At 71.8% G+C, this 25,088-nt stretch carries 19 protein-coding genes; 6 read left to right on the forward strand and 13 right to left on the reverse strand.

Going from position 1 to position 25,088, the window contains the following annotated elements; translation table 11 throughout:
- Positions 1–18 precede the first annotated feature (18 nt).
- The 3 genes from SJY14_RS05505 to SJY14_RS05515 all read right to left on the reverse strand — a co-directional run bounded on the left by SJY14_RS05505 (position 19) and on the right by SJY14_RS05515 (position 3,283).
- Complete coding sequence (locus SJY14_RS05505; RefSeq protein ID WP_396600018.1) at positions 19–1,281, reverse strand: kynureninase; 1,263 nt, start codon at positions 1,279–1,281, stop codon at positions 19–21.
- Complete coding sequence (locus SJY14_RS05510; RefSeq protein ID WP_071256964.1) at positions 1,278–2,384, reverse strand: hypothetical protein; 1,107 nt, start codon at positions 2,382–2,384, stop codon at positions 1,278–1,280. The genes SJY14_RS05505 and SJY14_RS05510 overlap by 4 nt, the downstream gene beginning before the upstream one ends.
- A gap of 104 nt (positions 2,385–2,488) precedes the next feature.
- A complete protein-coding gene (locus SJY14_RS05515) occupies positions 2,489–3,283 on the reverse strand; it encodes a class I SAM-dependent methyltransferase (protein ID WP_396600019.1) in 795 nt (264 codons plus the stop codon).
- A gap of 72 nt (positions 3,284–3,355) precedes the next feature.
- Here SJY14_RS05515 and msuE point away from each other — a divergent pair, with 72 nt between their 5' ends.
- Positions 3,356–4,072, forward strand: a complete 717-nt coding sequence (gene msuE, locus SJY14_RS05520; RefSeq protein ID WP_396600020.1) for an FMN reductase — start codon at positions 3,356–3,358, stop codon at positions 4,070–4,072.
- Between the two features lie 57 nt (positions 4,073–4,129).
- The gene (locus tag SJY14_RS05525; RefSeq protein WP_071256968.1) at positions 4,130–4,534 is read left to right on the forward strand and encodes a hypothetical protein; all 405 of its coding nucleotides are present in this window, start codon (positions 4,130–4,132) and stop codon (positions 4,532–4,534) included.
- A 142-nt stretch (positions 4,535–4,676) separates the two neighbouring features.
- On the opposite strand, the gene SJY14_RS05530 is transcribed toward SJY14_RS05525, so the two are convergent.
- The 6 genes from SJY14_RS05530 to hrpA all read right to left on the reverse strand — a co-directional run bounded on the left by SJY14_RS05530 (position 4,677) and on the right by hrpA (position 14,870).
- Complete coding sequence (locus SJY14_RS05530) at positions 4,677–6,212, reverse strand: alpha-N-arabinofuranosidase (protein ID WP_071256969.1); 1,536 nt, start codon at positions 6,210–6,212, stop codon at positions 4,677–4,679.
- An 87-nt stretch (positions 6,213–6,299) separates the two neighbouring features.
- A complete protein-coding gene (locus tag SJY14_RS05535; protein WP_043593442.1) occupies positions 6,300–7,211 on the reverse strand; it encodes a carbohydrate ABC transporter permease in 912 nt (303 codons plus the stop codon).
- Complete coding sequence (locus tag SJY14_RS05540; protein WP_043593482.1) at positions 7,208–8,065, reverse strand: carbohydrate ABC transporter permease; 858 nt, start codon at positions 8,063–8,065, stop codon at positions 7,208–7,210. The genes SJY14_RS05535 and SJY14_RS05540 overlap by 4 nt, the downstream gene beginning before the upstream one ends.
- 229 nt (positions 8,066–8,294) lie before the next feature.
- Entirely contained in the window at positions 8,295–9,680 is a 1,386-nt protein-coding gene (locus SJY14_RS05545; RefSeq protein WP_396600021.1) for an extracellular solute-binding protein, read from the reverse strand.
- 220 nt (positions 9,681–9,900) lie between these two features.
- Positions 9,901–10,929, reverse strand: coding sequence for a LacI family DNA-binding transcriptional regulator (locus SJY14_RS05550; RefSeq protein WP_071256971.1), 1,029 nt, complete (start codon positions 10,927–10,929; stop codon positions 9,901–9,903).
- A gap of 41 nt (positions 10,930–10,970) precedes the next feature.
- Positions 10,971–14,870 carry an ATP-dependent RNA helicase HrpA gene (gene hrpA / locus SJY14_RS05555; RefSeq protein ID WP_071256973.1) on the reverse strand — a complete coding sequence of 1,300 codons (3,900 nt, stop codon included), beginning with the start codon at positions 14,868–14,870 and terminating at the stop codon, positions 10,971–10,973.
- Between the two features lie 411 nt (positions 14,871–15,281).
- Between hrpA and SJY14_RS05560 the strand changes: the two genes are divergently transcribed.
- The 4 genes from SJY14_RS05560 (at position 15,282) to SJY14_RS05575 (ending at position 20,833) form a co-directional block, all read left to right on the forward strand.
- On the forward strand, positions 15,282–15,782 hold the full coding sequence (locus SJY14_RS05560) for a helix-turn-helix transcriptional regulator (RefSeq protein WP_071256975.1): 501 nt from the start codon (positions 15,282–15,284) through the stop codon (positions 15,780–15,782).
- A 92-nt stretch (positions 15,783–15,874) separates the two neighbouring features.
- Positions 15,875–17,503 carry a long-chain fatty acid--CoA ligase gene (locus SJY14_RS05565; protein ID WP_071256978.1) on the forward strand — a complete coding sequence of 543 codons (1,629 nt, stop codon included), beginning with the start codon at positions 15,875–15,877 and terminating at the stop codon, positions 17,501–17,503.
- A 139-nt stretch (positions 17,504–17,642) separates the two neighbouring features.
- Positions 17,643–18,827, forward strand: coding sequence for a bifunctional 2-methylcitrate synthase/citrate synthase (locus tag SJY14_RS05570; RefSeq protein ID WP_071256980.1), 1,185 nt, complete (start codon positions 17,643–17,645; stop codon positions 18,825–18,827).
- A 17-nt stretch (positions 18,828–18,844) separates the two neighbouring features.
- On the forward strand, positions 18,845–20,833 hold the full coding sequence (locus tag SJY14_RS05575; protein ID WP_396600022.1) for a thioredoxin domain-containing protein: 1,989 nt from the start codon (positions 18,845–18,847) through the stop codon (positions 20,831–20,833).
- Positions 20,834–20,903: 70 nt separating this feature from the next.
- On the opposite strand, the gene SJY14_RS05580 is transcribed toward SJY14_RS05575, so the two are convergent.
- From SJY14_RS05580 to SJY14_RS05595, 4 genes are all read right to left on the reverse strand, one after another.
- Complete coding sequence (locus SJY14_RS05580) at positions 20,904–21,788, reverse strand: sulfurtransferase (protein ID WP_396600023.1); 885 nt, start codon at positions 21,786–21,788, stop codon at positions 20,904–20,906.
- A 111-nt stretch (positions 21,789–21,899) separates the two neighbouring features.
- Positions 21,900–22,430 (reverse strand): CoA-binding protein, encoded by a 531-nt coding sequence (locus tag SJY14_RS05585; RefSeq protein ID WP_369814175.1) that lies wholly within the window; start codon positions 22,428–22,430, stop codon positions 21,900–21,902.
- A gap of 42 nt (positions 22,431–22,472) precedes the next feature.
- Positions 22,473–23,765 (reverse strand): O-acetylhomoserine aminocarboxypropyltransferase/cysteine synthase family protein, encoded by a 1,293-nt coding sequence (locus tag SJY14_RS05590; RefSeq protein WP_396600024.1) that lies wholly within the window; start codon positions 23,763–23,765, stop codon positions 22,473–22,475.
- A gap of 96 nt (positions 23,766–23,861) precedes the next feature.
- Positions 23,862–25,058 carry a glycosyltransferase gene (locus tag SJY14_RS05595; protein WP_396600025.1) on the reverse strand — a complete coding sequence of 399 codons (1,197 nt, stop codon included), beginning with the start codon at positions 25,056–25,058 and terminating at the stop codon, positions 23,862–23,864.
- Between the last annotated feature and the right edge of the window lie 30 nt (positions 25,059–25,088).

The following is a 25,088-nucleotide window of genomic DNA, read 5'->3' on the forward strand; positions in this document are numbered from 1 at the left end:
GCCCGACTTCGCTATGGCTCAGTCGGCGAGCAGCGCCGCCCGGATCGCGGCGATGCCGATGCGCACCTCGGCGAACGACGTGCTGAGTGGCGACAGGCCGATGCGCAGGGCGTCCGGGTTGCGGAAGTCGGGCACGACGCCGGCGTCCCAGAGCCGGGCCACGATCCCGCGGAACGACTCGTGCGTGATCGTGACGTGGCTGCCGCGTTCCGCCGCAGCCCGGGGCGTCGCGACGGTCACCCCGAGCGGCACGAGCCAGGCGTCGACGAGGTCGAAGGCGTAGTCGGTCAGGGCGAGCGACTTCGTCCGGATGGCGTCGATGCCGGCCTCGTCGATCAGGTCGAGCATGTCGTGCATCGCGAGCATGCCCATCACCGGGGGAGTGCCGCTGACGAAACGCCGGATGCCGGCCGCCGCCTCGTACCCGTCGGCCATCGCGAACACGTCGGCCGCGCCCATCCACCCCTGGATCGGCTGGTCGAGCTCGGGCAGCAGCGAGGCGCGGGCGTAGACGAAGGCGGGGGCACCCGGCCCGCCGTTGAGGTACTTGTACGTGCAGCCGACGGCGAGGTCGACGCCCCACTCGTCGAGCTGCATCGGCACGACGCCGACGCTGTGACAGAGGTCGGCCAGCACGAGCCCGCCCGCCTCGTGCACGATCGTCGTGATGGCGGGCAGGTCGACCAGCCACCCCGACCGGTACGACACGTGGTTGACCAGCAGCAGTGCCGTCTCGGGCCCCACGACGTCGCGCACCTGCGACACGGTCACGCCGGTCGCCTTGTCGACGGCGATCCAGCGGATCGTCGCCCCGTGCTCCCGCGCGATGCCCTCGACGACGAAGCGGTCGGTCGGGAACTGGTCGTCGTCGATCACGATCTCGTGGCGGTCGGGCCGGGCCCGCAGAGCGGCGCGGATCGCCTTGTAGAGCAGCACGGTCGTCGAGTCGGCCACGACCGTCTGACCCGGCGCGGCACCGAGGCAAGCCGCCGCGATGCGGTCGCCGAGCTCGGTCGGCAGCGACATCCAGCGCTCGTCCCACGAACGGATCAACCGCGTGCCCCAGGCGCCCTCGACGAACTCGGACAGTCGCGACAGCGTGGCGGTCACGGGCCGCCCGAGCGAGTTGCCGTCGAGGTACGAGACCACGTCGACGGCCGGTACGAACCGGTCGACGAACGACGCCAGCGGGTCGGCGGCGTCGAGCGGGCCGGCGGGATGCGCCGAGGCCTGCTCGTCGGGGTCGGTGGAGTCGACGGGGTAGGCGAGCGGATCGGTCATCGGGTCTTCTCCTCGAGGGCGACGGCGAGCAGCTCGTCGGCGGTCAGTGCGGTCGCGCGCGCGAGCCAGGCGGCCCGCTCGTCGGAGGACGCGGAGGCGCGGGGCGCGTCCGCGATCCAGGTCACGCGGGTGAACGGCAGCCGCGCACCGCCGGTCGGCTCGGCGACGTCGGGGGCGAGGGCGTCGAGCAGTCCCGCCAGCCCGAAGCCGGCCCGGCCCATCGCACGCAGCTCGCGCTCGTTCACGCCGAGCGGCAGGTCGCCGTTGCCGAGATCGGTACCGTAGAGCACCCGACCCCCCGCGGCACGGAAGCGCGAGAGGTTCTCGACCGCCGTCTCGTGCGCGACCCCACCGACACCGTAGCCGTGGATGTCCAGCGTGCTCACCCACGTCGTCGAGGCGGCCAGGCGTGCGACCAGCTCGTCGTCGAGCCGTTCGCTGAAGGGGGTGTGCGCGAACCGGTCGACCCCGGCGTCGGCCGCACGAGCGGCCTGGCCGACGCCCTGGACGTGCGCGACCACGGGCAGGTCGAGCCCGTGCGCGGCGTCGACGACGGCCCGGAGCGTCGCGTCGTCGAGCACGGGCCCGGCGTCGGTGTTGAGGGCGACCTTGACGATCGAGGCGCCGAGGGCGTGCTGCTGTTCGACGAGCCGGGCCGCGCGGCGCAGCCGGGTCGAGGCGCGCAGGCCGCCCACCGCCAGGGAGGCGCGGGGCGGCGCCCAGCCCGAGCGGCTCGGGTACCCGCCCGGTGCGGTGATCAGCCCGCCGGCGATGGCCACCTCGGGCCAGCCGTCCCGCCCGGACCGGCCGAGCCAGCCGTGGGCGGTCGCCGGGTCCCACCCGAGGTCGACGACCCGCGAGATGCCGCCGACGGGCAGCTGCGCGGCGTCGATCAGGCCGAGGTGGACGTGCGAGTCGGTGAAGGGGGCCAGCACGGTGCCCGGCACGTGCGGCAGCTCGGCACCGGCCAGGGTGTCGGCGTCGTGCGCGTCGGCCGACCCGGCGAAGACGACGCCGTGGGCGTCGAGTCGCACCAGGCTGCGACCGGACCACCGGCCCGACCAGGCGTGGTCGACCGTGACGAGCCGCGCCTCCTGGTCCATGACCCGACCCTATTCGTGCGTGCTGCCCGTGCCCTGCAGGCCCGCCCGCGTCCGGGGACGACGAGGCGGGCCCGCAGGGTGGGGAGGTGCCGAGGAGGCGCGACCTACGAGGGCAGGACGGCCCGCGAGCACCGCGCCACGTACGGCAGGCGGATGAGGTCGACGCCGCGGGTGTCGGGGTGGGTGTCGAGCAGCTGCTCGACGTCGCGCAGGACGGCCGCGCGATCGTCGGGCGAGAGCGTGATGACGTAGCTGCGGGACGCGATCATGGCGAGGAACTCGTCGCGTCCCAGCTCGTGCACCCAGGCGACGTCGTGTCGCTCGACCGTGCCGAACGGTGCACCGACGACCGGGGCGTCCGACCCCATGTCGCGCTCGCGCGGCTGGTGCATCACCCGGCTGAGCTCCGCGACCCACGGCACCGACTCGTCGCGGATGTTCCAGATCAGGCCGAGCGTGCCGCCGGGGCGCAGCACGCGGGCGATCTCGGGCACGGCTCGGTCGGTGTCGACCCAGTGCCAGGCCTGCGCGACGAGGACGGCGTCGACCGAGTCGTCGCCGAGGGGGATGCTCTCGGCGGACCCCGCGACCGACGTCGCCCCGGGGACGACCTGCTCGAGGGTGGCGCGCATGCCGGGCGAGGGCTCGACGGCTGTGACCGACGGAGCGCGGTCGAGCAGCAGGCGGGTGAGCTTGCCCGTGCCGGCCCCCAGGTCGACCACGTGACAGGCGCCCTCGGGCAGCAGCCAGTCGACGGCCTCGAGGGGGTACGACGGGCGGCCCCTCTCGTAGACGTCGGCGGCCAGCCCGAACGAGGCGGCGAGGTCGGAATCGGGTCGTGCGGGGTCGAAGCCGTGGGCGGCCGGGTCGAACCCCTCCTGGGTTGGTTGATGTGTCACCGGAACACTGTCGCACGTCACGATCCGTCACACACCCTGTGTTACGTCGGCCTCGGGCGCAGCATGGACGGGATGACTCCCACGCTGCCTCCGACCCCCTCGTCCCCGCGTCCGACCCGGCCCCTGCGGGTCGTCGCCGTGTCGGGCACCCTCAGCACGCCGTCCAAGACCGACGCCCTCGTGCACGAGATCGTCACGGCCCTGGGCGACGTCCTGCCGATCGAGGCGCACGTGATCCGGGTCAGCGAACTCGGGCCGCTGTTCGCCGGCGCGCTCACCCGCGACCAGCTCGACGAGCGGGTCGAGCGCGAGCTGGTCGCCATCGAGACCGCCGACCTGCTGATCGTCGCCTCGCCCGTCTACCGCGCCTCCTTCACCGGGCTCTTCAAGCACCTCTTCGACTTCGTCGAGCAGTACGCGCTCGTCGACGTGCCCGTGCTGCTCGCCGCGACGGGCGGCAGCGAGCGCCACGCGCTGATCATCGAGCACTCGCTGCGACCGCTGTTCGGGTTCTTCCAGGCCCTCACGCTGCCGCTCGGCGTGTACGCCCACACGACCGACTTCACGGCGACCGGGGGCGCGGAGAAGTACGCGGTCACGGCCCCGCTGCTGCAGGAGCGCATCCGCCACGCGATCCAGCGCGGCCTGCCCCTGATCCGGTCGAGCATCGCCGAGAAGGGGCGCATCGAGCGGAGTCTCGACGACGGTGGCGCGGGCGACGGACCGTCGGGTGACGACCTGCGTGCGAGCGAGCTCGACCTCTCGACGCCCACACGGCTGTTCAGCTGAGCGCGCGACTCGAAGGCGGGGCAGCCGCCCCGGATGCCCACGAGTATCGTAGTTCTCGTGAGCCCCGACCCGACGCCCCGTGACCCGTCCGTCGCCCGCTCCGAGATCCGTGACAGCGAGGCGCAGCGGCGGCTCGGCCTGTTGCCGTCCGGGGTGCTGCCGGGACGTGCCGCCCGATGGGTGGTCGACGGTGTCGACGACCCGTCCGTGCGCACGCTCGCCGAGGCGCAGACCAGCACCGACGACGACCGCGAGGCGCTGCTCGCCCGGGCCGCGACCGACCTCGGCCTCGGCTTCGACTCGGTGCGCGAGGCACGGGCCCACCACGGCCAGCGCGTCGTCGAGTCGATGACGGCGGCGTCGGCCCCGAACGACGCCCTGGGCTTCTCGAACGGCTTCACCGACACCATCGAGGAGTCGGTGCGCGACAGCATCTCCCGCCTCTTCAAGCCCCGCGGCTGAGGCGGACCCGGCGGCTCAGCGAGGGCTCCACGGCTGAGCCGGGGCCGCGCGGCCGCGCCGCGCACCCGACGCGACCGGACGCAGGAGGCGCGGTGCCGGTCGTGACCGGCACCGCGCCTCCTGCAGTCAGTCGGTCCGTGGGTCAGGCCTTGCCGACCTCGAGCTCGACGACCGCCCACGACAGGGCGGGCAGGCGCAGGCGCGCGGTGCCGCCGTCGACCGTGACGCCGGTCAGCGGGACGAGTCCGACGGTGTCCTGCGCGTTCTCGGTGTTGGACGAGAAGCGGTCGCCGCCCTCGGGCACGGCCAGCACCTCGGCGCGGGTGACGCGTCCGCCGCTGAAGCCGCGCAGGGCGACCTCGACGTCGGCGGCCTCGTCGAGACCGCGGTTCGCGAGGAAGAACGCGACCGTTCCGGCCTCTTCGTCGTAGGTCGCGCTGACGTCGACCAGGTCGGCGTCGCCGTACTTCTCGGTCTCGACCTTGTCGCTCGTGACGAGGGTGCGCAGGATCTGCCCGGTCGCGAGCGCCGCCATGCGGGCGAACGGCCAGAAGATCGACTGGCGCCACGCGGGCCCGCCGGCCTCGCTGCGGATCGGCGCGATGACGTTGACGAGCTGCGCCTGGTTGGCGATCTTGACCCGGTCGCCGTGACGCAGCAGCGAGTTGAGGAAGGTGCCGACCACGACCGCGTCGGTGACGTTGTACTGGTCCTCGATCAGTCGGGGGTGTTCGCGCCAGCCCTTCGACACGTTGTGCGGTTGGTCGTCCGAGTCGAGGCCCGTCTGGTACCAGACGTTCCACTCGTCGAACGAGATGTCGACCTGCTTCGTGTGCTTGCCGGCGGCCTTGACCCCGTCGATGGTGGACACGACCTCCTCGATGAACGCGTCCATGTCGACGGCCGTCGCGAGGAAGCTCTTCGCGTCGCCGTCGTGCTCCTGGTAGTACGCGTGCATCGAGACGTAGTCGACCTCGTCGTACGCGTGGGTGAGAACCTCGTGCTCCCAGGTGCCGAAGGTGGGCATGCCGCGGCCCGAGCTGCCGACCGCGACCAGCTCGATCGAGTCGTCGACGAACTTCATGGCCTTGGCGGCCTCCTGGGCCAGACGGCCGTACTCGGTGGCGGTCTTGTGGCCGATCTGCCACGGGCCGTCGAGCTCGTTGCCGAGGCACCAGAGCTTGATGTCGAACGGGTCCTTCGCTCCGTTGGCGATGCGCCGGTCGCTGAGCGCCGTGCCCCCGGGGTGGTTCGCGTACTCGACGAGCTCGCGGGCGGCGTCGACGCCGCGGGTGCCGAGGTTGACGGCCTCCATCACCTCGGTGCCGGCGAGCTTCGACCAGGCGACGAACTCGTGCAGGCCGAAGGCGTTGGTCTCGACCGTGTGCCAGGCGCCGTCGAGGCGACGCGGGCGCTGGTCGACCGGCCCGACGCCGTCCTCCCAGTTGTAGCCCGACACGAAGTTGCCGCCGGGGTAGCGGATGACGGTCGCGCCGAGTTCTTTGGTGAGGTCGAGGACGTCCTGACGGAAGCCGTTCTCGTCGGCGGTGGGGTGGCCGGGCTCGTAGATGCCGGTGTAGACGCAGCGGCCCATGTGCTCGACGAACGAGCCGAACAGGCGGCGCGGGACCGGGCCGATGGTGAACTCGCGGTCGACGGTGATGCGGGCGGTGGACATGGATCTCCTAGCTGAGGGGAACGGCGTGCGTGTGGTGGGGACGGGGAGGCGCGGTGCGGCAGGGCGGTCGGGTCCGGGGTGGGCGGGTCACTGCCCCCCGAAACCGGTGGTCGAGATGCCCTTGATGATCTGGCGTTGGAAGAACAGGAACACGAGGATTAGGGGCAGGGCCGCGAGGACCGCGGCTGCCATGTTCTGCGCGTACTGGATGCCGTAGGCGCTCTCGATGGTCTGCAGGCCGACCGGCAGCGTGAGCAGCGAGGCGTCGTTCGTGACGATGAACGGCCACAGGAAGTTGTTCCAGGCGCCGATGAACACGAAGATCGACACCGCCCCGAGGATGGGCCGCGACAGCGGCAGCAGGATCGTGAAGAACACCCGGATGCGCCCGGCGCCGTCGACGCGAGCGGCGTCCTCGAGCTCGATCGGCACCTGGTCGAAGAACTTCTTCAGCACGAAGACCATGGCCGGGGCGATGGCCTGCGGCAGGATGATGCCCCAGTACGTGTCGACCATGTCGAAGGCGAGCATCTGGTAGAACAACGGCACGATCAGCACCTGCGGCGGGATGATGATCGACGCGATCGTCGCCACGTAGAGCCACTTCTTGCCCCGGAAGTCGAGGCGCGAGAACGCGTAGGCGACGAGGGCCGAGGTGGCCACGACGATCAGCGTGATCACGATCGACGTGAAGAGGCTGTTGAACAGCCACACCGGGATGTTGCCCTGCTCGAGGACCCCGCGGTAGGCGTCGAGCGTGAAGCCGCCGGCCGGGATCCAGGTCTGCGGCGTCGCCGCGGCGTCGGTCTCGCTCTTGAACGAGGTGGCGAGCGACCACAGGAACGGCAGCAGCCAGAGGACGGCGAGCACGACCAGGATGATCACGCTGAGGACGGCCATCGGGCCGAACGGCTTCTGGCCGGGCTTGTGGCCCTTCCGGCCGCGGTCGGCGGTGGGGGCGCGCAGGTCGGACGTGGGGGCGATGGCGGGGGCGGTCATTTCTGGGCTCCCTTGCGGTTGCGGGCCGTGATGCTGAACTGTGCGATCGAGATGACGACGATGACCGCGAAGAAGATGTACGAGATCGCCGACGAGTAGCCGAAGCGGTAGCCGGTGAACCCGGTGTCGAAGATGTACTGCACCGCCGAGCGGGTGCTGCCCGCCGGCCCGCCGGTGGTCATCTGGTAGATCTGGTCGAAGACCTTCAGCGAGGCGAGCACCTGCAGGATGACGATCAGGCCGGTGGTCGGGCCGAGCTGCGGGATGGTGATCGACAGCAGCGAACGCCAGCGTCCGGCGCCGTCGAGCGACGCGGCCTCGTACTGCTGGTCGGGGATGTTCTGCAGCGCGGCGAGATACAGCAGGAAGTTGAAGCCGACCGTCCACCAGACGGTGGTCGCGACCACGGCGATCATGGCGGTGTCGGGGTCCTGCAGCCAGGCGGGCTGCGGCAGTCCGAGCGTGCCCAGGACGTTGTTGATCGGGCCGAGGGTCGGGCTGTAGAGCTGGATCCAGAACAGCGAGACGACCGTCGAGGCGAGCAGGTACGGCAGGAAGAAGCTCAGCCGCCAGAGCCACTGCCCCGGCAGCCCGGTGTTAACGAGGATGGCGAGCACGAGGGCGACCACGACGAGCGGGATCGTGCTGAGCACCGTGAACCACAGGGTGTTGAGCATCGAGCGCCACATGTCGCCGTCGGCGAAGGCCTCGGCGTAGTTGGCGACGCCGATCAGCTCGCCGCCCTGGCCGGTCAGGCTCTGGCCGGTGAAGCTCAGGTAGAAGCCGTGCAGCAGCGGCCAGACGAGGAACACCGCGAAGAGCACGGTGAACGGGGCGGCGAAGCCCCAGCCGATGCGGTTGTCGGACGGGCCGGTCCGCTTGCGGGAGGCGCGGCTGCGGTCGGTCGCGCGGGCGTCGGACCGCGCGCGTTCGGCGGTGGCCCGGGGGGCCTTGACCGTGGTGGAGGTCACAGATCGACTCCTTCGTCGTCGTGATGGTCGGGTCGTGCGGAGGGGTAGGAGAGAGGCGTCGGGCGGGCGGGTCGGTCGGGTCGGCCGGTGGCGCGGGGGCGTCCCATGGCCGTCACACCGGGGCCGGGCGCGACAGCTGGGTGTTCACGCGCGCGACGAACCGCCGCATGCCGTCGGCCGCGTCGTCCTTGGCGAGGATCACCGACTGGATCGAGTCGAGGAAGTACGTCTGGAAGTCCGAACCCGAGCCGGTGAACCAGGCGGGCGGGTCGTAGTTGAGATAGTCGGCGGCCTCGGCGTAGTTCGCCTGCGGTCGCAGCTCGGCGTACTCGGGGCTCTCGACGATGGGCAGGTAGGCGGGGATGTGCCCGGCCGCCGCCCACGAGAGGGAGTCCTTGAGGATGGTCGAGACCATCTTGTAGACGTCCTCGCGCTTGACGTCGTCGACCTCGCTCTGCCGCGGCAGCACGAACGCGTGCGAGTCGGCGTAGACGGCCGGCGTGCCGAACAGCGTCGGGATGATGCTGCCGTCGAACGGGATGCCCGCGTTCTCGGCGCTCGGGACCTCCCACACGCCGGTGAAGAGCATGCCGCTCTCGCCGCTGACGAACTCGGCGATGCCCGACTGGATGTCGCTGGCCGTGGCCATGGCCGTGCCGTCGGTGAGCTGCTGCATGAACTCGAGCGCGGTGACGGCGGCCTGCTCGTCGTACTCGACCGTGCCGCCCTCTTTCAGCACCATGTCGGCGCCCTGCTGCTTGTAGAACGTGTAGAACATGCGCCACAGCTGGGCACCGTCGTTGAGGTAGCCCCACGAGGCGCCGTGCTTGCCGGTCACCTGCTGCATGGCGTTCGCGACCTCGAGGAACTGCTCGGGGCTGGTGATCTCGACGAGCTTGCCGTCGGGGCCCAGCGCACCCGCCTGGGCGGCGATGTCGGTGTTGTACAACAGGATGAACGGGTGCGAGTCGAGCGCGACCGAGTACAGGTCGCCACCGTTGAAGCCCTTCTTCCAGACCGCCTCGGCGAAGTCCTGTTCGCGGACGCCGTACGACGCGAGCTTGTCGACGTCCCACGGGTCGAGCAGGCCGCCGGGGGCGTAGCCGGGCACGCGCGACGCGTGCATGATCGCGACGTCGGGCGCGCGCCCGCCGGCCGAGGCCATGGCGAGCTTCGTGTAGTACGGGGTGCCCCAGGCGAGCACGGTCTGCGTCGCGTGGAACTCGGGGTTCTGTTCGTTGGCCTGGTCGATCAGTGCCGACATCTTGATGCCGTCACCGCCGCTCAGCAGGTGCCAGAACTTGAGCTGGGCGACGTCCGTGCCCGAGCCGGTGACGGCGCCGGGGGCGCAGCCCGAGAGGCCCGTGGCGACGAACGCTCCACCGACGAGGGCTGCCGAGCCGAGCAACATGCTGCGGCGGCTGAGGCCTCGGGGGGTGGTGGTGCCGCGGGTGGTGCCCGGTCGCGGTGTCGGGGTCGTCCGATGGTTCTCGGTCATCTTCACTCCTTTGTGATGTGTGACGAGAGCGACTATTCCATCGTTGTAACGGAATCGCAAGGGGCACGAGTCGGCGAGCCGCGCCTCCTGGGTTCCCGCCTGACGGGCTGTCGGCGGTGCCGGAGCCACACGCCGCCACGAAGTACACACGCCGCCACTTTTTTGCGTGGCGCCGTGTTTACTTCGTGGCGGAATGGCGGCGGGGCGGGGCCGGTCGGGATCAAGCGCGGCCGCGGGTGCTGGCCCGCACGACGATCTCGTGGGGGATCAGCACGAGCTCGGCCGCGCCCTGGCGGTCGGCGATGCGGGCTGCGAGCAGCTCGAGGGTGCGGTCGACGAAGAGTCGCTTGTCGAAGGTGACGGTCGTCAGCGGCGGCACGGAGAACCTCCCGTCGACGATGTCGTCGAAGCCGGCCACCGCGACGTCGTCGGGGACGCGCAGGCCCGCCGAGCTCAGCGCGCTGACGGCGCCGATCGCGAGCGAGTCGGTGAAGCAGAAGATCGCGTCGGGCCGGTCGCCGCGCTCGATCGCGGCGCGCACGACGGCGAAGGCGTCGGCCGACGTCCATTCGGGGCACGAGTACTGCAGAGCACGGTCGACGGGCAGCCCGGCCTCGGCCATGGCCTGCTCGAAGCCTCGGGTGCGGGCGCGGGCCGTGGCGGTGTCGAACTCGCCGGCCGAGTCGCCCAGGGTCGCGATGCGGCGGTGTCCGGCGGCGATCAGGTGGGCCGTCATGTCGCGGGCCGCGGCGACGCTGTCGACCCGCACCTGGTCGACGAGGGTCTGTTCGACCTCGCCGATCACGACGACGGGCGGCAGCGAATCGGTGGCGGCCCCGGTGCCGGCCGACGACAGGGCGCTGGCGTCGAGCGTGATCGGGTTGAGGACGAGACCGTCGACGAGGTGTTCTTTGCCCCGCGAGAGCAGCTCGCCCTCGCGCTCGGGCCGCGAGCCGGTCTGCTCGAGCTGGATCGACCAGCCGCGCTCGTGCGCCTGCTCGACGAACCAGTGCGTCATCTCGGCGCTGTACGGGGTGCTCAGGTCGGGGAAGGCCAGCGCGATCGAGCCGGTGCGCCCGGTGCGCAGGCCGCGCGCGCTGAGGTTCGGCACGTAGTCGAGCTCGGCGAGCGCGCTCTCGACCCGGGTCCTGGTGTCGGGTCGCACGAAGACGACGCCGTTGATCACGTTCGAGACGGTCTTCGGCGACACCCCGGCGAGTGCCGCCACGTCCTTCACCGTCGCGCGCATTCCCACAGGCTAGTGGCGGCCACGAGACCCCGGGGCCCCGCTCAGGCGGAGGCGAGCACCTTGACGATGCGCTGCAACGAGACGCTCTCGCTCGGGCGCAGGTCCTGTGCGAACAGGCTGAGGCGGAACTCCTCGATCATCCAGCGGGCGCGGACGAGCGCAGGAGGCGCGGTGTCGGAGGGCGGGAACGTCCCGCCCGCGGCCTCGTACCGCTCGGTCGCCTGCTGCACCTCGCTCAGCCAGACGCGGTCCCGCCCGGGGTTCTCGAGCAGCTTCGCCGTGCGCTTCGTGATGCCCACGAGGTACACCGGCACGCGCTGCAGCTGCTGGAGCCCGGTCTGCGACACGAAGCCCGGACGGATCAGCCGGTCGCGTTGCTGGCGCATGTCGGTCAACGCGGCGAGGAGGGTCATCGACGTGGCACCCTTCATCGCCTTGTCGGCGTCGCGGGCGGCGGTCAGCGTGCGGGCGACGAGCGAGACGGTCTGGAACATCTGGTCCATCACGGCCCCCGACACCCGGTCGCGCGTCGAGAGGAACTCCTTCTTGGTCATCACCATGCCGTCGGGCTTCACCCGGAACAGCACGTCGTCGACGACGGCCACGAGGCAGTCCGCGAAGAGCGCCGACGTGTTCTGGTACGGACTCGTCGCCAGGATGAGCTTCTCGGCGCTCGTCAGGTGCTGCTGCACGTAGGCCACGGGCGACGGGGTCGCCAGCATCAGCAGGCGCCGCACGCCCTTCGGGGTCGCGAGGGCCTGGTCGGCGGGCGTCGCCATCAACGTGATCGAGACCGAGTCGCCGTGGTCGACCAGGGCCGGGTAGGCGCGGATGACGGTGTCGCCGTGGCGGGTGTCGACGACGGCGGGGAGCTCGTCGAAGTCCCACGACGTCAGGCCCTCGCGCTCGATCGAGCTCGTGGGGCGAGGCGCGACGGGCGTGGTGTCGCCACCCGCGCCTCCTCGTCCGCGACCCCGGCCGCGGCCGCGTTCGTCGCGCCCGCCGCCCTGCGTGACGCGGGCGACGCTGTCGCGCGTGGCGTCGCGCAACCGATGCTGCAGCGCGTCCAGGTCTTTGTCGGCACCGACCGTGCGGCCCCGCTCGTCGACCACCGCGTACGTGACCCGCAGGTGGGCGGGCACGCGGTGCAGGTCGAAGTCGTCGGTCGTGACGGGCGTGTAGGTGAGCTTCTTGATCGCCGCGGCCACGGTCGCCGTGAACGGCTCGTCGACGTCGGCGGGCGGTGCGTCGGGCAGCTCGTCGGTGATCTTCGACGCCCAGTCGGCGGCGGGGACCACGTTCTTGCGGATCTGCTTCGGCAACGACTTGATCAGCGACGTGACCAGCTCGTCGCGCAGCCCCGGCACCTGCCAGTCGAACCCGACCGGACGGAGGCGCGGCAACAGGGGTAGCGGGACGATCACGGTCACGCCGTCGTCGTCGGCCCCCGGCTCGAACTTGTAGCGCAGAGTCAACGTCTGGTCGCCCTGCTGCCACGTGCTCGGGAAGCCCTGTTCGTCGACGTCGGGTTCGTCGTCCCCGAGCAGGTCGGCGGCGGTCATGGTGAGCAGGTCGGGGGTGTCGACCTTGGCCTTGCGCCACCAGCCCTCGAAGTCGCGCATGCTGGCGACGTCGGCCGGGATGCGCCGTTGGAAGAACTCGAACGCGGCGTCGCCGTCGACCAGGATGTCGCGGCGGCGGGTGCGCTCTTCGACCTCGGTCAGCTCGCGGATCAGCTGCTGGTTCTTCTGCTCGAAGGCCTGGTGCCCCTCCCAGTCGCCCTCGACGAGCGCGTGCCGGATGAACAGTTCGCGGGCGTAGGCGGGGTCGATGCGGGAGAACTGGATGCGCCGTCGCTCGACGATGGGCACGCCGTAGAGCGTGACGCGCTCGTAGGCGACGACGGCCCCCTGCTTCTTCTCCCAGTGGGGCTCGCCGTAGCTGCGCTTCACCAGGTCGGGTGCGAGCGGTTCGGCCCAGGCCGGGTCGATCGAGCCGGCGACCCGGGCGAACAGGCGGCTGGTCTCGACCAGTTCGGCGGTCATCACGGCCGCCGGCGGCTTCTTCGCGAGGCTGCTGCCCGGGAAGATCAGGAACCTCGTCTGGCGGGCGCCGACGAAGTCCTTCTTCTGCGGGTCGAACAGGCCGATCTGGCTGAGTAGGCCGGCCAGCAGGCTGCGGTGCACGCCGTCGGGGTTCGCGCTGCGCTCGCCGACGTGCAGCCCGAGGGGACGGGCTGCGCGGGTGAGTTGGCGGTAGACGTCCTGCCACTCGCGGATGCGCAGGTAGTTGAGGAACTCGTCCCGGCAGAGACGCTTGAAGGCGTTGCCGCTGAGCTCTCTCTGCTTGTCCTCGAGGTACTCGAACAGGTTGAGCAGGGTGAGGAAGTCGCCCTTGGGGTCTCGGAAGCGCGAGTGCTTCTCGTCGGCCTGGGCGCGTCGCTCGAGGGGGCGCTCGCGGGGGTCCTGGATGCTCAGCGCCGAAACGATGGCGAGCACCTCGCGCGTCGTGCCCTGCGTCTTCGACTCGACGACCATGCGGGCGAGGCGCGGATCGATCGGCAGCCGGGTGAGCTGTTTGCCGACACGCGTGATCTGGCCGCCCTGGGTGACGGCGCCGAGCTCGCGCAGCAGGTCGAGGCCGTCCTTGATGCCGCGGGAGTCGGGCGGCTGCAGGAAGGGGAAGGCGGCGATGTCGCCGAGGTTCAGCGAGATCATCTGCAGGATGACCGCGGCGAGGTTGGTCCGCAGGATCTCGGGCTCGGTGAACTCGGGACGCTTCTCGAAGTCGGTCTCGCTGTAGAGGCGGATCGCGATGCCGCTGCTCGTGCGACCGGAGCGACCGGACCGCTGGTTGGCGCTCGCCTGCGAGATGGCCTCGATCGGCAGGCGCTGCACCTTGGCCCGGGTCGAGTAGCGGCTGATGCGGGCCGTGCCGGCGTCGATCACGTACTTGATGCCGGGCACGGTGAGGCTGGTCTCGGCGACGTTGGTCGCGAGGACGATGCGCCTGCGGGTGCCGGCGGTCGTGCTGGGCTGGAAGACGCGGTGCTGGTCGGCGGCGCTCAGTCGGCCGTAGAGGGGCAGCACCTCGGTGTGCGGCAGGTTGCGGCCGCGGATGCTCTCTTCGGCGTCGCGGATCTCGTTCTCGCCGCTGAGGAAGACCAGGACGTCGCCGCTCGACTCGCGCGCGAGTTCGTCGAGGGCCTCGTTGATGCCCTGGAGGTAGTCCTTGTCGTCGGCACGCTGCCTGCGGTCGCCGGTCCGCGCCTCCTGCCGGTCGCCCTGCCGACCCGAGGGGCGGTCGTCGTCGTCGTCGTCGAGGTCGCCGTCGTCGTCGCTCGTGGTGTCGTCGGCGACGAGCGGTCGGTAGCGGACCTCGACCGGGTAGGTGCGACCCGAGACCTCGACGATGGGCGCGTCGCCGAAGTGCTTCGAGAACGACTCGGGGTCGATCGTGGCGCTGGTGATGATCAGCTTGAGGTCGGGGCGGCGGGGCAGCAGCTGCTTGAGGTAGCCGAGCAGGAAGTCGATGGTGAGGCTGCGCTCGTGGGCCTCGTCGATGATGATCGTGTCGTAGCGTTCGAGCTCGCGGTCGAAGTGGATCTCGTTGAGCAGGATGCCGTCGGTCATCAGCTTGATCTGGGTGTCGGCGCCGACCTTGTCGGTGAAGCGCACCTGGTACCCGACCACGCCGCCGACCTCGTCGCCGAGTTCTTCGGCGATGCGTTCGCTGATCGTGCGGGCCGCGATGCGTCGCGGCTGGGTGTGGCCGATCTTGGTGCGACCGAGCTCGAGGCAGATCTTGGGCAGCTGGGTCGTCTTGCCCGAGCCGGTGGCGCCGGCGACGATGACGACCTGGTTGTCACGGATCGCCGCGGCGATGTCGTCGCGTCTCTGGCTGACCGGCAGCTCGGCGGGATACGTGATGGTGGGGATCATGAGCCCTCCATCGTAAGCCGCCCGGGCTGGGCGGGGGGCGCGCCGGTCGTGTCGCCCCCGACGGCGTCTCCGCGTCGGTCCTGCACAGGTCCGGTGGGGGACGAGGAGGCGCGGGTCGGCGAGCCGTCATCGTCGCCTCATGCAGACACGTCTTTCGCTTCGCACCCGCACCCGCACCCGCACCTGTACCCGCCGTCGTGCTCGGCCGCTGCGAGACGCTCCCGGCGGAGGTCCGGCCGTCCCTCCGACGACCTGGCACCTCACTTTCGCTGATCCGGTACGTACCGGATCGAGGAGTGCTGATCCGGTACGTACCGGATCAGGGAAACCGGGAAGACCGCAGGAGCCGTGCGTGTGGCGCCGGGCGGACGGTCGGCGGGGCGGACGACCCACGGCAGCGGGTCACCGGCCGTGAGCAAGCGCGCGATGGACCCCCTCGCCGTCTTGGCGCACCCGGCCCGGCAGTACCTCGTCCACCTGCTCTGCACCGGCGAGACGACCTCGGGCGACCTCGCGACCATGGCGTACGACTCGTACGGCATCGGCTGGTCGTCGGTCTCCGAGCACCTGTCCGTCCTGCACGACTCGGGATTCGTCGACCTCCTGGTCGACGGCCCGCGGCGCTGGTATCGGCTGCGGGACGACTGGTGGGACCGCGTCGACGACTCGCTCGCCGAGTTGCGCACGGCCTGGCGCGAGCACGCCCCCACCCGCGAGCTCGGCTTCGGCGCCGACGTCTTCCCGGCCCGAGCCCGGCGGGGCATGCTCCCCGCACCCGGTGACGCCTTCGCCGGGCAGAGCCATGCCCGGCGGTCGACCGCCCGGGGGCGACGAGGCAAGAACCAGAGCGAACTGGGCGTCGGACGCAGCCACTGGTCCGAGTACGCCGACGGCAGCTACGGCCTCGAGTGACCGAGTGCAGGAGGCGCGGGCTGGGCGGGTCGTCGGGCGTCGCGTCGTAGGATCGCGGCAGACTGCACGTCGACGGAGACGGAGAGACACAGATGTCATCAGCACCCAGCCCCCGAGGCCACGCCACCGCGTCGGTCGCGGCCATCCTGGCCGAGTCGGCCGCCCGCCACCCCGACGACGTCGCCGTCATCGTCGGGCCCACCTCGACCACCTACGCCGAGCTGTGGCAGCAGACGCTGGCCTACGCCGGCGCCCTCCGCGCCCGGGGCGTCGGCCCCGGGGACCGGGTCGCCATGCTCGTCCCGAACGTGGCCGACTTCCCGCGGGTCTACTACGCGACGCTCGCGCTCGGCGCGGTCGCCGTGCCCGTCCACGCCCTGCTCAAGCGCCACGAGATCGAGTACGTGCTGCGCGACAGCGGCTCCCGCCTGCTCGTCTGCGCCGCGCCGCTGCTCGGCGAAGGAGGTGCGGGAGGGCAGCTGGCCGGGGTCGACGTCCTCACCGTGCTCGCGCCTCCTGCCGGTGGCGCCGCAGACGCGGCAGGCGCAGCGGGCGCCGCCGAGCCCGCCCCCGCGCCCGACCGCCTGGAAGACCTCGCCTCGGCCGCCGAACCGCTCGACACCTACGTTCCCCGCGACCCCTTCGACACCGCCACGATCCTCTACACGAGCGGCACGACCGGCCAGCCCAAGGGCGCCGAGGGGTCGCACCTCGCGCTGATCGAGCAGGTCAACACCAACCTGATGACGACGTTCGACATGCACCGGGGCGACGTGCTGCTCGGTGCGCTGCCGCTGTTCCACACCTTCGGGCAGACCTGCACGATGAACACCGGGTTCCGGGTCGGCGCGACCATCGTCATGCTGCCGAAGTTCGACGGAGACGCGGCGCTCGCCGCGATGGTCGAGCACGGCTGCGAGGTGTTCATGGGCGTGCCCACGATGTACATGGCCCTCATCGCCGCCGCCACCCGCAGCGAGGCGCGTCCGCCGCTGCGCTACGCCGTCTCGGGCGGGGCGTCCCTGCCTCTCGCGGTGCTCGAGAAGTTCCAGCAGGTGTACGACGCACCGATCCACGAGGGTTACGGCCTGACCGAGACCTCGCCCGTCGCCACCTTCAACCACGTCGGGGTACCGCCGCGGCCCGGCACCATCGGCACACCGATCTGGGGCGTCGACGTCGAGATCGCCGACCAGCACGTCGAGGACTCGATCGTGCTGCTGCCGCACGGCGAGATCGGCGAGCTCGTCATCCGCGGCCACAACCTGATGAACGGCTACCTCAACCGTCCCGACGACACCGCGAAGGCGATCGTCGACGGCTGGTTCCGCACGGGCGACCTCGGCACGAAGGACGACGACGGCTACCTGACGATCGTCGACCGCACGAAGGACATGATCATCCGCAACGGCTACAACGTGTACCCGCGGCAGGTCGAAGAGGTCCTCGCACTGCACCCCGACGTCACGATGGCGGCCGTCTTCGGCGTACCGCACGAGCTGCACGGGCAAGAGATCGAGGCGGCCGTCGTCCTGCGCGACGGCGCCACGGCCACCCCCGACGAGCTGGTCGCGTTCGTCGCCGACGAGATCGCGGCCTACAAGTTCCCCCGCATCGTCCACGTCCTCGAGGCCCTGCCCCTCGGCCCCAGCGGCAAGGTGCTCAAGCGCGAGCTCGTCGACCGTTTCGGGACCCCGCAGGAGGCGCGCTCGGGCAGCTGACGCCCGGTCACGTCGACCCCGGGCCCCTCCCGGTCGGGAGTGCCCTCCACCTAGAGTGGAGCCTCGACGATCGTGTCGGGGCCCCGGCCGCGCACGACCGGCCCGTCCCGGCGGGCCCGTCTCATCACGAAGGAGTGACATGAGCGACACCATCACCGCACCCGCCCCGGCCGCCTCCGACGGCCCCGAGATCCACAAGGGCCTGGCCGGCGTCACGGTCGACCGGACGGCGGTCTCGAAGGTCGACGCGGCCAGCAACTCCCTGCTCTACCGTGGCTATCCGGTGCAGCAGCTCGCCGCCGAGCGGGACGTCGAAGACGTCGCCTGGCTGCTGCTGCACGGCGAGCTGCCCACCGCCGACGAGCGGCGCGACTTCGACGCCGAACTCCGCGCGCACCGCGCGCTCGCCCCCGGGCTGCAGCACCTCATCGACCTGATCCCGACCTCGGCCCACCCGATGGACGTCGTGCGCACCGCGGTCAGCGCCATCGGGGCCGCCCGGCCCGAACCGACGACGGGTGCGGGTGCCTACGACGTCGCCGACACGCGTCGACTCGCCACGCACCTGTTCGCCGTGCTGCCCGCCGTGATCGCCTACGACCAGCGGCGCCGCCACGACCTGCCGCCGGTGCCGCCGCGCGACGACCTCGGCTACAGCGCCGACTTCCTGCACCAGGTGTTCGACCGCGAGCCCGATGCGCTCGACGTCGAGGCGTTCGACACCTCGATGACCCTCTACGCCGAGCACTCGTTCAACGCCTCGACCTTCACGGCGCGGGTGATCGCCTCGACGCTGTCCGACCTGCACTCGTCGATCGTCGGCGCGATCGGCGCCCTCAAGGGCCCGTTGCACGGCGGTGCCAACGAGGCCGCGCTCGAGCTGCTCGACCGCGTCGGACCGGCCGACGGCGCGGTGGCCTGGCTCGACGACGCGTTCGCCCGCAAGGAGAAGATCATGGGCTTCGGCCACCGGGTCTACAAGAACGGCGACAGCCGGGTGCCCACGATGGAGGACGCCCTCGGCCGCCTCGTCGACCGGGCCCGCGAGCAGGGCGACGATCGGGTCGACGGGCTCAAGGAGACCTACGACGTCGTCGCCGCGACGGTGTTCGAACGCAAGGGCCTGAAGCCCAACGTCGACTACCCGTCCGGGCTGGCGTACCACCTGATGGGCTTCGAGACCCCGGTCTTCACGCCGCTCTTCGTCGCGTCGCGCGTCCTCGGCTGGAGCGCCCACGTCATCGAGCAGCGCGAGGCCAACTCGCTGATCCGTCCCCTCAGCGAGTACGACGGTGCACCCCTGAGGGACGTCCCCGCGCGCTGACGCCTACCGTGGCCCGCATGCCGAACCAGCTGCGAGACGCCGTCAGCCCCTACCTCAGGTCGCACGCCGACAACCCGGTCGAGTGGCGCGCCTGGGGGCCGGGGCCGTTCGCCGAGGCCGCCGAGCGAGACGTGCCCGTGATGGTCTCGATCGGCTACTCGACCTGCCACTGGTGCCACGTCATGGCGCGCGAGAGCTTCTCCGACCCCGAGGTCGCGGCGCAGCTCTCGGCCGGATTCGTCTCGGTCAAGGTCGACCGCGAGGAGCACCCCGACGTCGACTCGAGCTACCTCGCCGCCGCCTCCGCCTTCACCGAGGGGCTCGGCTGGCCGCTGACCGTCTTCGTCACGCCCGAGGGTCGGCCCTTCTACGCCGGCACGTACTTCCCGCCGGTGCCCGTGCAGGGTCGGCCGTCGTTCCGACAGGTGCTCGACGCCGTCACCGACGCCTGGACCACCAGGCGGACCGAGGTCGACGCGACCGCGTCGGCGGTGCAGGAGGCGCTGGCCGCGGGGCCCGCGTCGGTCACCGGCACCGCGCCTCCTGGTCCCGGTGCCGGGGTCGCCCTGCCGGGGCGCCCCGAGCTGGCCCACGCCGTCGCCCGCCTCGCGGCCCACGAGGACCGCGAGCACGGCGGCTTCGGCGGGGCCCCGAAGTTCCCAACGGCGCCGGCCCAGCTGGCGTTGCTCGCCCTCGGCGCCGGGGGAGACGACGGTGCACTCGAACTCGTGTCGCGGACGCTCACGCGGATGGCCGCGTCGCCGCTGCGCGACCCGGTCGAGGGCGGGTTCTTCCGGTACGCGGTCCGGCGCGACTGGTCCGAGCCGCACTACGAGCGCATGCTCTACGACAACGCCCAGCTGCTGCTCGCCTACTCGCGGCTGGCGGTGCTCGACGCGGGCCCGGACGCTGCTGCGGCCCCGGGTGCCGATGCCACGTCGGGCACCGCGCCGACGTCGGCAACTCAGGAGATCGACACGCATCCGGCCCGGATCGCCGCCGGGGTCGCCGATTTCCTGAGTTCCCGACTGCGCACGGCCGACGGGGCCTTCGGCTCGGCGCAGGACAGCGAGAGCACGATCGACGGCGTCCGCGACGAGGGCGGCTACTACCGACGGGACGCCGCGGGCCGAGCCGCCCTCGACCCGCCGCCCGTCGACGACAAGGTGCTCACGGGCTGGAACGGCTTGGCGATCGCGGCGCTCGCCGAGGCGGGGGCGCGACACGTCCGGCCCGAGTGGGTCGAGACGGCGCGGGGCGCGGCCGACCTGCTGCTCGCACGTCACGTGACGGACGACGGCCGGCTGTTGCGCGCCTCCGTGGGGTCGACCGTGTCGGACGCCGTGGCGACCCTCGAGGACCACGGCCTGTTCGCGTCCGGCCTGCTGGCCCTGTCGCTGGCGACGGGCGAAGCCCGGTACGCGGTCGCCGCCCGGTCGTTCGTCGACGCCTGCCTGCTCGACGACGCCGACCCGAGGATCGTCGCGGCGCCCTCGGGCGGTGACCCGGTGCTCGTCTCGCAGGGTGTGGCCCTGTCGAGCGACCCGAGCGAGGGAGCCTACCCGTCGGGACGCAGTGCGGTCGCGGCGGCCGCGCTCACGCTGCACCAGCTCACCGGGGAGGCGCGCTACCGGTCCGTCGCCGAGCGGCTCGCCGCCGAGGTGGCCGGTTCGGCCCTCGACAACCCGCTCGCCTACGGAGCCGCCTTCGGGCTGCTCGTCGAGCTCGAGGCGTCGCTGACGCAGCTGGTCGTGGTCGAGCCGTCACGTGCGGACCGCGCCGACGGTGGCCTCGCCCGACGGGCGCGGGGTCTCGTCCGCCCCGGCAGCGTCGTCGCCGTGCTGGACGAGGAGGCGCTGGTCGCGTTCGAGCACGCGGGCTTCGAGTTGTTCGCGGGCCGCTCGGCCCCCGGGCGCGTGCCCACCGCGTACCTGTGCCGCGACTTCGTCTGCCGACTGCCGGTCACGACCGTCGACGACCTCGACGGGCTGCTGCTCGAGGGCTGACCGCCCGATCGCGTCGGGCGGCGTCTCGGGCGGGACGACGGGCGGGGGCGCCCGGAGGACGCCCGGGGACTCAGGCGGCGGCGGGCAGGAGCGGTGCCGCCGGATCGGCGACCCACTCGGAGAGCGAGCCGTCGTAGACCGAGACGCCGGACCGTCCGAGGACCGCGAGGGCGAGCGCGTCGACGCTGGCCGAGACGCCCGTGGCGCAGTAGACGACCGTGCGGGGCTCGTCGGGGACGACGGCGAGGCGGTCGTGGAGCACGGGGTCGCGGGCCAGCGTGCCGTCGTCGGCCAACAGGGTCTCGGCCGGCACGTTGACGCTGCCGGGGATGTGCCCGGCACGGGGCAGCCGGCTCGACGTCCCGTCGAACTCGTCACGGGGCGACCCGGAGACGAGGGCCGCTCGTTCGTCGCCGGCGAGGACCGACTCGACGAAGGCCTTGTCGACCCAGTGCTCGGGGCGTTCGGTTGCGGCGAACCGTGCCGGCACGGGGTCGGTGCGACCCAGGTCGTAGGGCTTGCCGTGGGCGAGCCACTGCGACCACCCGCCGTCGAGCACTGCCACGGCGTCGTGCCCGTAGGCGTGGAACAGCCACCACAGGCGGGACGCCCAGCGGCCGTCGACGGTGTCGTAGACCACGACGGTGCTGTCGTTCGAGACGCCGAGGGCGGCGACCGCGGCCTGGAAGCGCGCGGCGCCGGGACGGGTGAAGGGCAGGCCGGAGTCGGGGTCGCTGAACTCCGCGACCAGATCGGCCAGGACCGCCCCGGGGACGTGCCCGTCGCGCTCGAACCCGTCACGACCGGTGGCGTAGGCGACGGACGCGTGGTCGTCGTCGCCGTCGAGCCCGAGGTCGACGAGCACGGTCGCGTCGACGATCGTCAGGTCGTCGGCGCCGAGGTGGTCGGCCAACCACTGCGCCGAGACGACGGGTGAGGTGAGGACGGGTGCCATGCGGGCCACGGTAACGCCCACCGGTGACATCGCCCGGTGAGTCCGCAATGAAGCGTCACAGGGTCTGCGGTGCAGCGACCCCGAGCGGGTGGACGGGCCCGGTCGGTCGTCTCAGCGACCGGCCTTCTTCGCGGTGATGACGCCGGTGTCGAAGCCCATCAGGTTCAGCCCGCCGTTGAACCGGGCGTGCTCGACCTTCATGCAGCGGTCCATCACGACGGTGAGCCCCTGCTCTTCGCCGTGGCGGGCGGCCTCTTCGTTGTAGATGCCCAACTGCACCCAGATGGTCTTCGCCCCGATCGCGAGCACCTCGTCGACCACCGACGGGATGTCGGCGGCCTTGCGGAACACGTCGACGATGTCGGGCACCTCGGGCAGCGACGCCAGGTCGGGATAGGCCTTCTGACCGAGGATCGTGTCGGCGCGGGGGTTGACGAAGTAGACGCGCAGGTCGGTCGACTGCTGCAGGTACGTGCCGACGAACGAGCTCGACCGGCTCGGGTTCGGCGAGGCGCCGACGACGGCGACGCTCTTCGCCGACCGCAGGATGGCCTGGCGCTCGCGGGCGGACGGCCCGACCCAGGTGCGCTGCGACTTGAGCAGCTTGGCGAGGGGGGACGACGAGGGCAGCTCGCAGGTCAGCCCGTTGGTCAGCTGCGTGGTGACGGTGTCGGTCACGTCGGGTCACTCGCCTTTCGTCGCCGCGGCCAGCGCCTGGTCGAGGTCGTGGATGATGTCGTCGGGGTCTTCGATGCCGACGCTGATGCGCACCGAGCCGGGCAGCACGCCCGCGTCGACGAGCTGCTGCTCGCTGAGCTGGGCGTGGGTGGTCGAGCCCGGGTGGATGACGAGGGTCTTCGCGTCGCCGATGTTGGCGAGGTGGCTGGCGAGCTCGACCGACTCGATGAAGGTCTTGCCGGCCGGACGACCGCCCTTCAGCTCGAAGGTGAAGACCGAGCCGGGCCCCTTCGGCAGGTACTTCGCCGCACGGTCGTGGTGGGGGTGCCCGGGAAGCCCGGCCCAGCGGACGCGTTCGATGCGCGGGTCGGCGTCGAGCCACTCGGCGACCTGGCGGGCATTGTCCACGTGCGCCTGCATGCGGAACGGCAGGGTCTCGACGCCCTGGGCGAGCAGGAAGGCCGAGTGCGGAGCGAGGGCCGGCCCGATGTCGCGCAGCTGCTCGGCGCGCAACCGGGTGAGGAAGGCGTACTCGCCGAAGTTGCCCGACCAGTTCAGCCCGCCGTAGCTCGGCACGGCCTGGTCGAAGAGCGGGAAGCGCTCGCTGTCCCAGTCGAAGCGGCCGGACTCGACGACGACGCCGCCGAGGGTGGTGCCGTGCCCGCCGAGGAACTTCGTGGCCGAGTGCACGACGACGTCGGCACCCCACTCGATCGGCCGGTTGAGGTAGGGCGTGGCGATGGTCGAGTCGACGATCAACGGCAGGCCGTGCGCGTGGGCGACGTCGGCGAGGCCCTCGAGGTCGGCGACCTCGCCGGACGGGTTCGCGACGGTCTCGACGAACAGCAGCTTCGTCTCGGGGCGGATCGCGGCGGCGTAGTCCGCCGGGTCGGAGGACTGCACGAAGGTCGTCTCGACGCCGAAGCGACGCAGGGTGACGTCGAGCTGGGTGATCGACCCGCCGTAGAGGTTCGCGCTGGCGACGATGTGGTCGCCCGCGCCGGCCAGCGAGGCGAAGGTGACGAACTGGGCGCTGAGCCCGCTCGCCGTGGCGACGGCACCGAGGCCCCCCTCGAGGCTGGCGACGCGCTCCTCGAAGGAGGCGGTGGTCGGGTTGGCGAGGCGGCTGTAGATGTTGCCGTACTTCTGCAGGGCGAACCGCGCCGCGGCGTCGTCCGTGTCGTCGAACACGAAGGCGCTGGTCTGGTAGATGGGCAGCGCCCGCGCTCCCGTCGCCGCGTCGGGGATGTTGCCCGCGTGGATCGCCCGCGTGCGGAAGCCGTACTCACGATCTGCCATGCCCCCACGCTAGCCGCTGGGCGTCACGCGGGGACCCGGGACGTCACACGGCGGAACACGGCCGACCCGCGCCTCCTGCGGGGGAGGAGTCGTCGGTCAGCCGCGGGCCACGACCCGCGCGTAGACCTCGAGGGCGTCGTCGACGTGCTGCGCCGCGCGGTCGCGCTCGGCCACCATGACGGCGCTCGCCGCGCCGACGGCGTCCGGTTCGCGCACCAGCCGACGGACCTCGTCGACGATGCCCTCGACGTCGGGCGTCGGGGTGACGAATCCGCCACCGGGCGGCACCACCTCGGCGAGGTCGGGGTCGCAGTACAGGACGGGCAGTCCCGTCGCCATCGCCTCGAGCATCACCATGGGTTGGTTGTCGAAGTCGACCGAGCTCGAGACGAGCAGGTGGCTGCGGCGCATGGCGGCTAGCACCTCGGCGTGCGGCACGGCTCCGTGCAGCGTCACGGGCCCGCCCAGCCGCTCGAGCGCCCGCCGCTCGGGGCCGTCGCCGTAGACGTCGACCCGCACGGCCGACCCGAGTCGGCGCGCGGCCTCGACCAGCGCTGCGGGCCTCTTCTCACGCGAGAGTCGCCCCACCCAGACGACGGTCACCGTCTCGCCGGGGACGAGGAGGCGCGGCGCGGGTTCGCCGATCGCCGCCAGCACCGAGGGCTGGAGTCCGTTCGAGGACACGCTGACCGGGGTCGTCACGCCCTGGTCGACGAGCTTGCGGGCGAAGTGGGCGGAGGGGACGAAGACGTGGGCGCTCGCCCGGGACTGGGCGAGCATGAGCCGCCACATCCGGCGGGCCGAGACGGTCGCCGTGTAGGGCGAACCGGGCTCGACCCGGAGCCCCCGCCGGCTCACGTGCCGCGCGTGGAGGGCGCCGAGCAGGGCCGTGGTCACCGAGGGGAGGGGCAGGGCGTGAGCCGTGTAGACGTCGACGCGGCCGTGCATCGTGTGGACGACGGGCAGACCGAGCGACCGGGCCGCCGTGATGGCACCGAGCGCGGCGAACATCTCGGAGTGCGTGTGCACCACCTCGATGCGGCGTTCGACGAACTCGCGGCGCAGCCGGTCGGCGACGCGGCGCGGCGACCAGGCGAACGGGTAGCCGTCGGGGCGGAACCACCTCGCCACCGGCAGCGCGACCACCCGGGCGTCGTCGGACGGCGCGGCCAGCGGGCAGAAGACCGTGACCTCGTGACCGGCTGCCGTGAGGGCCTCGGCGAGCGCCTTCACCGCGGTCTGCACCCCGCCGAGCGTGGGCGGGTAGTAGTCGGTCACGAGGGCGATGCGCACGGTCCGATCCTAGGGACCGATCCGTCTAGC

The organism is Frigoribacterium sp. R86507 (assembly GCF_044597695.1).
Classification (GTDB): domain Bacteria; phylum Actinomycetota; class Actinomycetes; order Actinomycetales; family Microbacteriaceae; genus Frigoribacterium.

Bases quoted from the DNA above. Each gene is read 5' to 3' on its own strand.
- SJY14_RS05505 (WP_396600018.1), bottom strand. From the start codon at position 1,281: ATGACCGATCCGCTCGCCTACCCCGTCGACTCCACCGACCCCGACGAG.
- SJY14_RS05510 (WP_071256964.1), bottom strand. From the start codon at position 2,384: ATGGACCAGGAGGCGCGGCTCGTCACGGTCGACCACGCCTGGTCGGGC.
- msuE (WP_396600020.1), top strand. From the start codon at position 3,356: ATGACTCCCACGCTGCCTCCGACCCCCTCGTCCCCGCGTCCGACCCGG.
- SJY14_RS05530 (WP_071256969.1), bottom strand. From the start codon at position 6,212: ATGTCCACCGCCCGCATCACCGTCGACCGCGAGTTCACCATCGGCCCG.
- SJY14_RS05535 (WP_043593442.1), bottom strand. From the start codon at position 7,211: ATGACCGCCCCCGCCATCGCCCCCACGTCCGACCTGCGCGCCCCCACC.
- SJY14_RS05545 (WP_396600021.1), bottom strand. From the start codon at position 9,680: ATGACCGAGAACCATCGGACGACCCCGACACCGCGACCGGGCACCACC.
- SJY14_RS05550 (WP_071256971.1), bottom strand. From the start codon at position 10,929: ATGCGCGCGACGGTGAAGGACGTGGCGGCACTCGCCGGGGTGTCGCCG.
- hrpA (WP_071256973.1), bottom strand. From the start codon at position 14,870: ATGATCCCCACCATCACGTATCCCGCCGAGCTGCCGGTCAGCCAGAGA.
- SJY14_RS05565 (WP_071256978.1), top strand. From the start codon at position 15,875: ATGTCATCAGCACCCAGCCCCCGAGGCCACGCCACCGCGTCGGTCGCG.
- SJY14_RS05570 (WP_071256980.1), top strand. From the start codon at position 17,643: ATGAGCGACACCATCACCGCACCCGCCCCGGCCGCCTCCGACGGCCCC.
- SJY14_RS05575 (WP_396600022.1), top strand. From the start codon at position 18,845: ATGCCGAACCAGCTGCGAGACGCCGTCAGCCCCTACCTCAGGTCGCAC.
- SJY14_RS05580 (WP_396600023.1), bottom strand. From the start codon at position 21,788: ATGGCACCCGTCCTCACCTCACCCGTCGTCTCGGCGCAGTGGTTGGCC.
- SJY14_RS05590 (WP_396600024.1), bottom strand. From the start codon at position 23,765: ATGGCAGATCGTGAGTACGGCTTCCGCACGCGGGCGATCCACGCGGGC.